The sequence below is a fragment of the Paenibacillus lutimineralis genome (genome assembly GCF_003991425.1).
Lineage (GTDB): Bacteria > Bacillota > Bacilli > Paenibacillales > Paenibacillaceae > Fontibacillus > Fontibacillus lutimineralis.
Genome location: NZ_CP034346.1, coordinates 4,633,913 through 4,646,532, shown reverse-complemented (window position 1 = coordinate 4,646,532; position 12,620 = coordinate 4,633,913). Strand labels below are relative to the sequence as shown.

17 protein-coding genes are annotated in these 12,620 nt (G+C 45.7%); 10 read left to right on the top strand and 7 right to left on the bottom strand.

Annotation, left to right across the window (positions count from 1 at the left end; all coding sequences use genetic code 11):
- Nucleotides 1-51 precede the first annotated feature (51 nt).
- Nucleotides 52-468, bottom strand: a complete 417-nt coding sequence (locus tag EI981_RS20775) for a hypothetical protein (RefSeq protein ID WP_127001474.1) — start codon at nucleotides 466-468, stop codon at nucleotides 52-54.
- Nucleotides 469-629: 161 nt separating this feature from the next.
- On the opposite strand from EI981_RS20775, the gene EI981_RS20770 reads away from it, so the two are divergent.
- On the top strand, nucleotides 630-1,022 hold the full coding sequence (locus EI981_RS20770; RefSeq protein ID WP_127001472.1) for a DUF423 domain-containing protein: 393 nt from the start codon (nucleotides 630-632) through the stop codon (nucleotides 1,020-1,022).
- A 130-nt stretch (nucleotides 1,023-1,152) separates the two neighbouring features.
- Here the strand turns inward: EI981_RS20770 and EI981_RS20765 are convergent, their stop codons facing one another.
- Entirely contained in the window at nucleotides 1,153-1,707 is a 555-nt protein-coding gene (locus tag EI981_RS20765) for a hypothetical protein (protein ID WP_127001470.1), read from the bottom strand.
- A gap of 430 nt (nucleotides 1,708-2,137) precedes the next feature.
- Here EI981_RS20765 and sufC point away from each other — a divergent pair, with 430 nt between their 5' ends.
- From sufC to EI981_RS20725, 8 genes are all read left to right on the top strand, one after another.
- Nucleotides 2,138-2,917, top strand: coding sequence for a Fe-S cluster assembly ATPase SufC (gene sufC / locus EI981_RS20760; RefSeq protein ID WP_127001468.1), 780 nt, complete (start codon nucleotides 2,138-2,140; stop codon nucleotides 2,915-2,917).
- Between the two features lie 20 nt (nucleotides 2,918-2,937).
- Complete coding sequence (sufD, locus tag EI981_RS20755) at nucleotides 2,938-4,239, top strand: Fe-S cluster assembly protein SufD (RefSeq protein WP_127001466.1); 1,302 nt, start codon at nucleotides 2,938-2,940, stop codon at nucleotides 4,237-4,239.
- A complete protein-coding gene (locus tag EI981_RS20750; RefSeq protein ID WP_127001464.1) occupies nucleotides 4,236-5,450 on the top strand; it encodes a cysteine desulfurase in 1,215 nt (404 codons plus the stop codon). Before sufD ends, EI981_RS20750 begins: the two co-directional genes overlap by 4 nt.
- The gene (sufU, locus tag EI981_RS20745; RefSeq protein ID WP_127001462.1) at nucleotides 5,450-5,872 is read left to right on the top strand and encodes a Fe-S cluster assembly sulfur transfer protein SufU; all 423 of its coding nucleotides are present in this window, start codon (nucleotides 5,450-5,452) and stop codon (nucleotides 5,870-5,872) included. Before EI981_RS20750 ends, sufU begins: the two co-directional genes overlap by 1 nt.
- A 45-nt stretch (nucleotides 5,873-5,917) precedes the next feature.
- The gene (sufB, locus tag EI981_RS20740; RefSeq protein ID WP_127001460.1) at nucleotides 5,918-7,315 is read left to right on the top strand and encodes a Fe-S cluster assembly protein SufB; all 1,398 of its coding nucleotides are present in this window, start codon (nucleotides 5,918-5,920) and stop codon (nucleotides 7,313-7,315) included.
- Nucleotides 7,316-7,686: 371 nt separating this feature from the next.
- Complete coding sequence (locus EI981_RS29100) at nucleotides 7,687-7,863, top strand: hypothetical protein (protein ID WP_162616235.1); 177 nt, start codon at nucleotides 7,687-7,689, stop codon at nucleotides 7,861-7,863.
- Between the two features lie 120 nt (nucleotides 7,864-7,983).
- A complete protein-coding gene (locus EI981_RS30140; protein ID WP_227011927.1) occupies nucleotides 7,984-8,163 on the top strand; it encodes a GH25 family lysozyme in 180 nt (59 codons plus the stop codon).
- 433 nt (nucleotides 8,164-8,596) lie between these two features.
- Nucleotides 8,597-8,713, top strand: a complete 117-nt coding sequence (locus tag EI981_RS20725) for a hypothetical protein (protein ID WP_127001458.1) — start codon at nucleotides 8,597-8,599, stop codon at nucleotides 8,711-8,713.
- Nucleotides 8,714-8,897: 184 nt separating this feature from the next.
- Here EI981_RS20725 and EI981_RS30290 read toward each other — a convergent pair whose 3' ends face one another.
- From EI981_RS30290 to moaD, 5 genes are all read right to left on the bottom strand, one after another.
- Nucleotides 8,898-8,996, bottom strand: coding sequence for an IS3 family transposase (locus EI981_RS30290; protein ID WP_127001456.1), 99 nt, complete (start codon nucleotides 8,994-8,996; stop codon nucleotides 8,898-8,900).
- Nucleotides 8,968-9,105 carry a hypothetical protein gene (locus EI981_RS29095; protein WP_162616040.1) on the bottom strand — a complete coding sequence of 46 codons (138 nt, stop codon included), beginning with the start codon at nucleotides 9,103-9,105 and terminating at the stop codon, nucleotides 8,968-8,970. Before EI981_RS29095 ends, EI981_RS30290 begins: the two co-directional genes overlap by 29 nt.
- Nucleotides 9,102-9,368 (bottom strand): hypothetical protein, encoded by a 267-nt coding sequence (locus EI981_RS20715; RefSeq protein ID WP_127001454.1) that lies wholly within the window; start codon nucleotides 9,366-9,368, stop codon nucleotides 9,102-9,104. Before EI981_RS20715 ends, EI981_RS29095 begins: the two co-directional genes overlap by 4 nt.
- 173 nt (nucleotides 9,369-9,541) lie before the next feature.
- Nucleotides 9,542-10,588, bottom strand: a complete 1,047-nt coding sequence (locus tag EI981_RS20710; RefSeq protein ID WP_127001452.1) for an HD-GYP domain-containing protein — start codon at nucleotides 10,586-10,588, stop codon at nucleotides 9,542-9,544.
- A gap of 195 nt (nucleotides 10,589-10,783) precedes the next feature.
- Nucleotides 10,784-11,032 carry a molybdopterin converting factor subunit 1 gene (gene moaD, locus EI981_RS20705; protein WP_127001450.1) on the bottom strand — a complete coding sequence of 83 codons (249 nt, stop codon included), beginning with the start codon at nucleotides 11,030-11,032 and terminating at the stop codon, nucleotides 10,784-10,786.
- Between the two features lie 143 nt (nucleotides 11,033-11,175).
- Here moaD and EI981_RS20700 point away from each other — a divergent pair, with 143 nt between their 5' ends.
- A complete protein-coding gene (locus EI981_RS20700) occupies nucleotides 11,176-12,609 on the top strand; it encodes a bifunctional metallophosphatase/5'-nucleotidase (RefSeq protein WP_127001448.1) in 1,434 nt (477 codons plus the stop codon).
- The last annotated feature ends 11 nt before the right edge of the window (nucleotides 12,610-12,620 follow it).

The window sequence follows — 12,620 nt, the reverse complement described above, 5'->3', positions numbered from 1 at the left end:
CATCCAACCTTCTCTGTGCTGAAAAGTAGACGTATTAGATAGAAGCAACGTTTATAGATTAGCAAACAATAATACGAAAATCACCGGTAGTATAGGGATTGCAGAGAAAATCGTGCCTAATATCGCGAACACTTTCTTGCGATTCTTCATGCTGATTCCGACAATACCTAGTATGAGTGAGGTTAGATTTAAGACTATGGTAATCAATAGTAGCAGTACTCCGGCAACTGCGCTGCCCTGCTGTATGAAATACTCCTCGAACAGTTCTTCCGGGCTTTCCAGAACATTGGCGGCTGCAACCGATACAAGCACTGTAGCGAAAAGATAGCCCATGAAAGCTACCAAGCTTATGATGAAGGAAGCGATGCCGGGACCCGAATGCTTGATGATTTGGGTGGGTTGGCCGCCTTGTGCGGGGCCAGGATAAGAAGGGTATGTAGTATAATTCCTTTGGTCAAAGTTTTCCATTTCAAATAATTCTCCTTTAGGCCATAATGATTACTCTGTTTAATTTTTCATATCTTTGACAAAAAATCAATGACTATTTCAATTGTTTGTAGTACTAGAATGTATCAAGCCATTGGGTTAAGATGAATTTATGAAGATTGAGCTGTATAGGAGGCGTTAGCATGCAACGCAAATATGCCGGGATCGGCGCTATAATTATGCTGTTGTCTGTGGCACTGGGAGCGTTCGGCGCTCATGTGCTAAAATCGATCATCGGAGAGGAATCGCTCGGTACCTTTGAGACGGGAGTTCACTATCAGATGATTCATGGAATCGGAATGATACTCGCGTCCATAGCGGCTGCCTTTGGCGGCAGTGCGAACAAATGGCGCTGGGCGAATATTTTGTTCCTGATCGGTACGATCCTCTTCTCCGGAAGCTTATACCTGCTTGCCCTTACGGGCTGGAAGTGGTTTGGCCCGATTACACCACTGGGTGGCGTATCCTTTATTGCCGGCTGGCTGATGTTCATTCTGGCCGCATGGGACAAGACACAACAGAACAGTAATAAGTAATAAAAGCGGACGAATCTATGATTAATTAGATCGTCCGCTCTTTTTGTGTACCTAAAATGTTCGTGTTCAGATCCGATGTCGAAGTGTTGCTTCGGGATCAAAAGTGTCTATTTGAAGCTCATATGAGTCATTATTCGTTAAGATCGATAATTTCGCTGAGATGGAAGGAGTAGACTTGCTTCTCATCTACATGGTAGACCGTCATTGTGTAGGTATCCGCTAGGAAGTTCAAGATCCTGCAAGGGATGCTGATACGCTTCCCGTTACGGTTGACTAATAGACGGACGAGTGAATTATTGGCGATGTATTTTTGAACCCAGTTTTCAAAATACTGACTCTTTGCCATGCTTACAAAACTGTTCTGTTGTGGGCTCTCCGGTTGTTCCTTAGGAGCATGGGGTGTTTTTGTATCCTTGGTCTCCGAGGGAGCCGGGTTCGAAGCGCCCTCATTGATTCTTTTATAGGACTTGTTGATAAGTGACTGCTTCTTGCTGGCAAGCATGGAACTAATAATGGCGCCTAGCTCAATTCCTGAGTTGATCCGGTAATCGATAATATCGTCACTGCTGTTCAATAGCTGCAGCAGCTTTTGCAGTGCTTTGGCATTTGTCTGTTCTTTGACCAGAATTTCTACATTAAATAGATATCCTAGTTCTTCTTGATCGGTTGCACTTGTCTTTTTCATATTTCCCCCAAAAGCTCATGTCATGATATGTAACAAAAAACATTTCATAATATAACTCTAATACACCTGATTATCATAGCACTGCTTCAAGGGGAAGCATAGTCCTAAAATCTTATAAACATACCGGAATTCCATTAAAAATTGCATGATGTCTTTATAATTATTAATCAAAACAGTTCTACAGACCTAGAACGTAAGACTATATTTAGATATAAATCAGTATCTATAAGCTCAATTTTGCTCTATTGTGATGGTATTCATTTGAGAATCTTTGCAGCTCGCGTTGATTCGGCTTGGAAAGTAAGGTAGAATGGAATGAGAATCAGTGAGAATCACCAATAATAATTCTAATTAAATAATTATTAGAATTATTTTATGCTATAATGGCTTTACAAAAAAGAGAACGAGTAGATGGAGGGTATGATAAAAAATGACACATTTCGTTGTTGAAGGTCTGAAGGCGACCATTGAAGGAAAGGAAATTCTCAAGGGAATCGACCTTGAAATAAAGGGCGGAGAAATCCATGCTATCATGGGCCCCAACGGAACAGGTAAAAGTACGCTCGCTTCCGCATTAATGGGACATCCTAAATATGAAGTAACTGACGGTGCAGTGAGCTTGAATGGTGAAGATGTGTTGGAAATGGCCGTGGACGAACGTGCTCGCGCGGGTCTGTTCCTGGCAATGCAATATCCAAGCGAAATTGCTGGTGTAACGAACTCTGACTTCTTGCGCAGTGCAATCAACGCACGCCGTGAAGAGGGCAATGAAATCTCACTGATCAAATTCATCCGTCAAATGGAGAGCAAAATGAAGGAGCTCGAGATGAATCCTGAATTCGCTCACCGTTATTTAAATGAAGGATTCTCCGGCGGGGAGAAGAAACGGAACGAAATTTTGCAAATGATGATGATTGAGTCGAAGCTTGTCATTTTGGACGAGATCGACTCTGGTCTGGATATCGACGCATTGCGTATCGTAGCTAACGGTGTGAATAGCATGCGTGATGAAGATCGTGGATTCCTGATCATTACTCACTATCAACGTCTGCTCAACTATATTAAACCGGATGTCGTTCACGTAATGATGCAAGGTCGAATCGTTAAATCGGGTGGCCCTGAGCTGGCAGAACGTCTGGAACGCGACGGATATGATTGGGTCAAAGAAGAACTTGGAATTACGGATGAAACTGTCGGTCAAGAAGCCTAAGACGGAAGGAGGGAACTGAAATGACGACACAAATCGTTCTTCCGGTGGAACTTGATGCAGTAAGACAAACATCCGTTAATAATGGGGAACCGGCCTGGTTGACGGAAAGTCGTGTAAATGGCGTAAAGCTTGCCCAAGAGCTTGAACTGCCTAAGTTGGAAAAGATGAAAATCGAACGCTGGGATCTCAGCAATTTCGGTCAACAACGCGAAGGCTATGCAGCATCGGCGCAGCAGTTGCCTGAAAGTGTGGCTTCTCTCGTCGATCTGAAAGAGCATAGTAATCTGATCGTTCAGGTGAACAGCAGAACGCAGTTTGCGCAGTTGTCCCCTGAGTTGACTGCCAAAGGTGTTATTTTCACAGATCTGGAGACTGCCGTTCGCGAACATGGCGACCTTGTACAGAAGTATTTGCATCAGGCTGTCAAGAGCGATGAGAACCGCTTGACGGCTCTGCATTCCGCACTGTGGAATGGTGGTGTGTTCCTGTATGTACCGCGCAACGTAGAGATCGATATTCCACTGCAAAGCATCTTTGTCCAAGAGGATGATAAGACGACCTTTGCACCGCATGTTTTGATTGTTGCCGAAGCGAATAGCCGTGTTACTTATGTAGACAACTACTTCTCCGGACAATTTGACAAGACGCTTGTTCATAGCGGAGTAGCGGAAGTATTCGTTCAAGCGGGAGCCAAGGTACAGTTCGCTACAGTTCATAATCTGGGCACCAATACCATTGACCTGAGCTATCGCCGTTCGATCATCGACAATGACGGTTCGATCGAATGGATCATCGGCGAGATGAACTTTGGTGATGCGATGAGTGAGACGCTGTCGATTCTCAAAGGCAACGGATCTCTCTCGGATATGAAGGTGATCGCTGTCGGTTCGGGTTCGCAGAAGCTGAACTATACGACGAAGGCCGTCCATTTCGGCAAGAGCTCTGAGAGTCAAATGATTACCCGGGCTGTTATGCGTGAACAAGCTACAGCGATCATTAATGGGATCACGAAGATTGAGAAGGGTGCAACCAAGGCAAATGGCGAGCAGACAGAGAAGGTTCTTATGCTTAGTCCGAAGGCACGTGGGGATGCTAACCCAATTCTGTTGATCGATGAGGATGATGTTAAAGCCGGTCACGCGGCTTCGGTTGGCCAAGTCAATCAAGAGCAAATTTACTATCTCATGTCTCGTGGTATCTCGCGTGAGCAAGCTGAACGCTTAGTTATTTACGGCTTCCTGGCTCCGGTCGTTACGGAGATTCCTTTGGAACAATTGCAGCAGCAATTGCAAGGACTGGTTGAAAGGAAGTTAGGTCAATGAATGCAGAACTGATCCGGGAACAATTTCCTATTCTGCATCAGGAGATCAATGGTCATCCACTTGTATACCTTGACAGTGCTGCCACTTCTCAGAAGCCACGCGCTGTGCTCGATGCACTGAAGCACTACTATGAGTGGGAAAATTCCAACGTGCATCGTGGTGTCCACACACTTGGCAGCCGGGCAACGGATGCATATGAAGGGGCGAGAGAGAAGGTGGCGCGGTTTATCAGCGCTGCGCGGACCCAGGAGATTATTTTCACTCGGGGGACGACGACTTCGCTGAATATGGTAGCCTCTGCTTACGGACCTGCAGTGCTCCAAGAGGGTGATGAGATTGTCATTACTCCTATGGAGCATCATAGCAATCTGATCCCTTGGCAGCAGCTGGCCATACGGACGGGTGCCACTTTAAAATATATCCCGCTTCAGCCTGACGGTAATATCGCTCTGGAGGATGCGGAAAAGACGATTACCGATCGTACGAAGATCGTCTCGATCGCTCATGTCTCCAATGTGCTTGGCGTAGTAAATCCGGTCAAAGAGCTGGCTGAGATTGCTCACCGTCATGGAGCTATAATGGTTATTGACGGAGCACAGAGTACGCCTCATATGAAGGTGAATGTGCAGGAACTGGATTGCGATTTTTACGCTTTTTCTGGCCATAAGATGTGCGCACCAACGGGAATTGGGGTACTATATGGTAAGAAGCATTTGCTGGAGTCTATGGAGCCGATCGAATTCGGCGGAGAGATGATCGATGATGTCGGCCTGTATGAATCGACATGGAAGGAGCTTCCGTGGAAATTTGAAGGCGGAACACCGATTATCGCCGGAGCGATTGGACTGGGCGCTGCGATTGATTTTCTGCAGGAGATCGGTATGGATGCGATTCACCAGCATGAAACGAAGCTGGCGAAATACGCCACTGCTAGACTCTCTGAAATTGAAGGACTGACATTATACGGGCCGCGCGAACGCGAGGTCGGATTGTTGACCTTCAATCTGCAGGATATTCATCCGCATGATGTAGCTACTGTTCTGGATGCATCCGGAGTAGCTATACGTGCCGGTCATCACTGCTGCCAGCCATTGATGCGTTGGCTTGAAGCCAGTGCAACAGCTAGAGCTAGCCTCTATCTGTACAATACGGAGCAGGACATTGACCGTCTGGCTGAAGCTTTAGTCCAGACAAAGGAGTATTTTGGATAATGCAACTTGACGATTTATACCGCCGCGTAATTATGGATCATTATAAAAACCCTCGCAACCGTGGGAAATTTGATGACGATTCCCTGACTGTTGATCTGAACAACCCAACTTGCGGGGATCGCATCTCTCTCCAGCTGAAGCTGGAGGATGGCGTTGTGAAGGACGCCCGCTTTAACGGAGAGGGCTGCTCGATTAGCATGTCCTCAGCATCGATGATGACAGAAGCAGTGAAGGGCCGGACCTATGCGGAAGCGATGGATTTGGCTAGCCGATTCTCTTCCTTAATGCAGGGAGAGGCTGTTGATTTTGATGAATATGAAGAGCTTGAGGCTCTATCCGGGGTTAATAAATTCCCTGCCCGGATCAAGTGCGCGACGCTAGCGTGGAACGCACTCAAGAAAGGGATTCACGAAGAAGAATAAATTGAGTATATGCAATTAATGAAAGTTTAAGGAGGTAATGCAGCCATGGCTAAGAAAGCGCCTGAAATGGAAGAGTATAAATATGGCTTTCGTGATGAGCACAAGTCAATTTTTCAATCGGGTAAAGGTTTGACTCGAGAGATTGTCACGGAAATTTCCCGTATGAAGAATGAACCGGAGTGGATGCTTAACTTCCGTCTGAAATCGCTGGAGCAGTTCGAGAAAATGCCGCTACCGCGCTGGGGTGGAAATCTGGACGATCTTGACTTTAACGAAATTCAATACTATGTCAAACCATCTGAGAAGCAAGGCAAGACATGGGATGAAGTTCCTGACGAGATCAAAGAGACTTTTGACAAGCTTGGTATTCCAGAAGCGGAGCAGAAGTTCCTGGCTGGGGTATCGGCTCAATATGAATCCGAGGTTGTATATCACAGCATGCAGAAGGATCTGGAGGACCAAGGCGTTATCTTCATGGATACCGACTCTGCTCTGAGAGAGCACCCTGAGATCTTCCGCGAACATTTCGGTACGATTATTCCTCCAGCAGACAATAAATTTGCCGCTCTGAACAGTGCGGTATGGTCTGGTGGCAGCTTCATCTATGTGCCGAAGGGTGTGAAGTGTGAGATTCCACTGCAAGCATACTTCCGTATTAACTCGGAAAATATGGGTCAGTTCGAACGTACCTTGATCATTGCTGACGAGGACAGCTTCGTACACTATGTAGAGGGATGTACAGCTCCGATCTACAGCACGAATTCTCTGCACAGTGCTGTTGTGGAGATTATCTGTAAGAAGAACGCCCGCGTTCGTTACACCACGATTCAGAACTGGGCGCCGAACATTTACAATCTCGTTACGAAGCGTGCCGTTGCCGAAGAGAATGCGACAATGGAATGGGTTGATGGCAACATTGGCTCTAAGCTGACGATGAAATATCCAGCGGTTATTCTGAAGGGCCGCGGAGCCAAAGGCAGCGTATTGTCGATCGCTGTTGCTGGCAAAGGCCAGCTCCAGGATGCAGGTGCGAAGATGATTCACCTTGCTCCGGATACTACTTCGACAATCGTATCGAAATCGATCAGTAAGCATGGCGGTAAAGTAACGTACCGCGGTCTTGCTTCATTCGGACGTCAAGCAGATGGCGCGAAGTCCAATATCAAGTGCGATACACTCATTCTCGATAATGAGTCTACTTCGGATACTATTCCATACAATGAGATCATGAATGATAACATTGTTCTGGAGCATGAAGCGACTGTATCGAAGGTATCGGAGGAACAACTCTTCTACTTGATGAGCCGTGGTCTGACTGAAGAAGAAGCAACGCAAATGATCATCATGGGCTTCATCGAGCCGTTCACAAAAGAGTTGCCGATGGAGTATGCGGTTGAGATGAACAGATTGATCAAATTTGAGATGGAAGGTAGTATAGGGTAAGTGAAAGCTAAGCTCTCTACCCCCTTATTGATCAAATACGAAGCGTAGCTATGACGTAAATCGTGGATACGTAGCTCAGGAAATACACGTTTAAAATGGTTGTGAAAGTGGGGAATAGTGGTATGAGGCCACTCCACCAAATACAAACATATCCTTACTGAATCCGTAGATTTTTTCTGCGGATTCTTTTTTTATTTTATTAAGCATGGCTTTGGTTAAAATCTACTTTGATCTGATCAAAACGGAAATGAAATCAATCGACTGAGGTCGTTGCCGACTTTGAAATTAAGAATCAGGACAAGCCTTCTCTTCTTAATAGCCTTATGATAAGTTATTTACTGGAAGATCATTATTGGAAGGGAGTTCCTCCTATGGCATTCTTTAAAGATAAAACTGATATGTTTAAGCACAGAGCTGAGCGCTTTGGTAGACAAGCTGCGGATTATTTGAAAAAGGGGAAGACTGAAAAAGCGAATTGGGCTAAAGAACAGGAGAAAGAAAATCGAGATAAAGCTGAGAAGTACAAAGGGCAAAAGGGCTGGAAGTAGTTTGCTGGATAGTTGAATACTTGAATCAAAAGAGTCTGTAAAACATAAAACACGCAGGCTCTTTTTTTCTTTTACCCTCGGAGCTGATCCGGGGGCTATTTACATTGAGAGGATGGGGTACTGGATTACGAATCGAAATCCGGCAGATTAAGCGCCACGGGAGTCACGCCGATACTCTACACCTATCCATCATTCATTGGTAACTTCAGCGGATTGAGCCAGTATCCGCTCTGGATTGCACGATACAGCACTCAAAGACCTGCTGATGCATCAGAATGGCGACGCTGGGAGTTCTGGTAGTACAGAGTGAGGACCGGCCGGTGGTACATAGGCAAACGGTTCTCGTAAGGTAGATGGGATCAATGGATCTAAATGAATTCGATGGAACCGAAGCTGAGCTGAGAAATAAATACGACCAAAGAAGGAGGAACCAAAGGGGAGTGAACGTGATATTAATCAAGTAAGCCCTTGGGCGATTGAAGACTGGGCTGAAGCAGTAGCGAATGGGTACAAGTTATATCCTCCACTATCTGGCTTGGTTGGATTACTTATGATACCAAGAGTAGCCATCAGCCAAGCAACACACCTGTAACAGTAAGCAGGTCCTGTTTCATTACATCGGTAAGTACAAGCATCACATAAAATGGACTATTGACGAGGGAAAGGTGCCCAATCTTTATATAGGAAATAGAATAGGATAGTGTGTACTCTAAATACAAGGAGGTTTGCACAAATGGGTGAAGTATTTGGTGGTGTAGGATCATGTGGTGGTGGATTATTCACATCAACTGCAGCGATTTTAGTTCTGTTCATTTTGCTTGTTATCATTACAAGAGCCTTTGTTTTTTAATTGATAACTCTAATATCAACTTCAATTTTCCAATAGTTGGTGTACGTCATACGCCCATGCCGCCATGTAATCTGAAAGAATAGCCTACTGACCTTAAATGATATGCTCCCATCATAGTAGACAGTAGAAAAAAACTTCTACTTCTACGGGTCAAGACCCGATTTAGTGGACATGGAAAAAACACCTATGCTAGAAACTGGCGTCGGTACTCTACCGGCGTCAGTTTGTTTAGTTTACGCTGTGGTCGTCTTCGGTTATAAAAACGGATACAGCCAGTGCTCACCCACCTGGTATTGGGTCATATCCGTTACCCATTTCTGGCTTGGTTTTTTGGCTGTGAGATTTCGCTTAAGCAGATTATCAGCCACACGCTCGGCAGCCAGATATGTCATAATGATCGGCGTTTCCGGCGAATGCTGGCTTGAAGACCCAGCTTTTGCATAAGGCGCAGTACCTTCGCTACTTGGCCGATGTTCGCCGCTTGTTCGATGTGCCTGAAGTGCTGTTCTTTCCCTCCCGAATCCAGATTTCCAATCACTTTTTTAGCATCGCATTCTCCCCTCCGATACGTCCATTTTTCCTCTACGTGCAAGCGAAATGCTTTCATCTTGAGTTCCTCAGAATAGGTCTTAAACTTTTGACCATTAATAGCCATAAAAAATACACCCCTAGAAATTCATCGGTTAAACCAAGAAGTTTTTCCAATGTCTTTTCTAAGGGGTGCACTTCAGAGGGCACTCATGATCTTTGTTTTTTTACACTGTCTACTTGACAGGGAGCACATCAATTAAGATCAATGGGCTTCTAAATTAAGGTGTATTAATGCTATTACATATAAATCTCAGTAATCGTAAGCTCGCGTTCCCTGGACAAATCGATAAAGCGCGATTCTGTACGGATTAGCGGGCGGAAGAAGTCGGATGGGTTCGTCATGATAATCGCCCCGACTTCGCCGGAACTCAGCAGTACTTTCTTACCGATAAAGTTCGGTAGCAGATGGCTAATCAACACCTGGGTAGGCTCAGGACTTAATTTGCCAAAGCTCATATTATTCAATTCTTTGAGTACGGTGAATAGCTCCTGCTTCGATTGATAGATACGGTTAGAGGTCATTGCTGTGTAGACGTCCGCCACTGCAGTGATCTTGGCGTATGGGTGGATCTCCTTATCCGTCAGTCCGCGTGGATAACCGCTACCATCATCACGTTCATGATGCTGCAAAGCGATGAGGGCCGATAGCTCGTCCCCGGTAGAATTCATAATAATCTCATACCCGTATTGTGTGTGTCGCTTGATCTCCTCAAATTCCTCAGGTGTCAACTTACCAGGTTTGAATAAGATATCCTCCGATATCTTACACTTCCCGATATCGATCAAGTAACCAGCTTTGCCAACTTTATAGGCATCTTCCTTTGAATATCCTAACCAGGAAGCGATATAATAGGATAGCATTCCAACCTGCAAAGAATGATTATATGTATAATTATCATTATTGCCAAGCAGCAGAAGCAGAGATACGACATCCTTCTGGTCATCGAGCTGTTCGACCATGGGTTCAAGCAGTTGGTCTACTTGAGAATTGTCGAAATTGCCGGTTGCCAGCGCTTCCAGGAATATTGCTTCAAATCCGTCAATCGCTTCGTTAAACACAGGCTGAATCTTCTGGATGAACTGCGGAGTAACTGAGGCGGTCGGCACGATGACGTCAATGGTATGAGGGATGATATCAATATAATCGATCCCGTGCTGCATCAACTTCACGATGGCCTCGCTGGACAGTTCCTTCTCTTTCTGTAGAACCAGTACGCCAAAATGATTGAATACGTCGGTCTGAAGCTTGTCTCCAGGGTTAAGATCCATAATATGTACCTTCAAGAAAGATGACACCTCTATATTGTGCTTTTTTTTAATCATATCAGGAAATATATGGGTTGACAACGGTATCATAGTTCTTTGTTGCTATTTATAAGAGGAAGATTATGACCGGAGCAGGATTGTGTTGAAGACTTATAGTCATTATCTCTCCTGTTAAATAGATCACAGGGAGGACAGAAGGTTGATGCTTAAGCATCAACCTCCAGATACAGGCGGAATCAAAGCGATCTCATCCTTCTCCTGGATCGGACAATTGGCTGCTGCGTACTCCTGATTGACGGCAACCATTGCTGCGGATATGAGCGGACTGGCATCGGGATAAGCATCGCTTAGCAGCTTCTTCAGACGCTCGGCAGTTAGGCTGGATTCGCTGCAGTTCAGGGAGATCCGGGATGTGCCGAGTCGCTCGGCCAGTCCGGCGAAGAGAGAAATTTCTATTTTCATGTCTAAGCACCTCGGATTTTGTGTTTAAATCCCTATAATATATCATATATAAGAAGACAGTGGGCGTTTTCAAGGTATATAATTAGATTTATCTTCATTTTTTGTTGGTCTATTGAATAGAAAAACAACAAGGGGGCTTTCATGTGCCGGATAAGGACGGAGTTACATTAACGATCGCATATACGAATGACTTGCACAGCCATTTCGGCGCCATGGGCAGAATCGCCGCGATGATCGATGATTTGCGGTCGGAGCCAAATAGTGAAATGCTGCTCCTTGATATAGGCGACCATATGGATCGAGCCGCACCAGAGACGGAAGGCACAATGGGTCAGGCGAATGTCGATATTCTGAATTTGACGGGATACGATGCGATCACGATCGGGAATAATGAGGGGCTGACGTTCACTCCGGAACTTCTAGGGGAGACGTATGCCAGTCTGCGATGTCCCGTAATTTGCAACAATATTGTTGAACAAAGAACAGGCCAGCCCCCAGAATGGATGAGAAGACATCTTATTGTACAGCGGGGTCCGTTCACGATCGGATTGATTGGAGCGACGGCGGCATTTTCTGATTTCTACAGCTTGCTGGGTTGGGATGCTCTTGACCCGATAGAGACGATCCAATATGATGTAGAACAGCTGCGTCCGCGGGTGGATCTGATTGTTGTCATGTCCCATTTGGGAATCTTGCTCGATCGACAGTTGGCAGAGAAGATTCCAGACATTGACCTCATCATTGGCGGTCATACCCATCATCTGCTGGAGGAGTCCTTAATTATAGGGAAGACAGCGATCACAGCTGCGGGCAAATTCGGTAATTATCTTGGGAAAATAAAATACCGCAGGAACCCAGTGAGCGGTCTACCGGAAATTTACGATGGAAAGGTGCTTCAAGTTGGGCCAGGGGCGGAGAGTGATGTGATCCTGAGCTCCATTGACACTTATCGTAGGAAGGCTAAAGCCCGTCTGGATCGGACGGTCACAACGACGGATCGAAAGCTGTCGATCTCTTACAGCAGTGAGTCTCCATTTGGCAATTTATTGGCCCAGGCGGTCAGGAGGTTTACGAACAGCGAACTATCGATTATCAATAGCGGACAATTGCTGAGCGACCTTCCCGCTGGTGATATTAGTGAAGGCATGCTGCATGAACGCTGCCCTTCTCCGATTAATCCTTGTACCATGATCTTAAAAGGTGAGGACATTCTATATACCCTGGAGCAATCATTGCTTCCGGATATGATGGATAAGACCATATTCGGCTATGGCTTCCGCGGTAAGGTTCTGGGCGGGATCTGTCTGGATGGTATGGAAGTCGAATATGACCCATATGCCGAGCCAGATCAGCGAATTATTCGAGCTAGTGTCGCCGGGATTCCTCTGGACCCTGGAGCGACATATAAGGTCGGTACTCTGGATATGTTTACTTTCGGAGTAGGCTACGAACGGTTGCAGCAAGGAAGCGAGCAGAAATTTATGCTTCCTTTATTTATACGTGATCTGCTCAGGATGGAATTACAGACGGCAGGGGCCGTAGACAGCTGCTTCTTCACCAGATGGAAGCAAGTTTAAGCGATTTATAA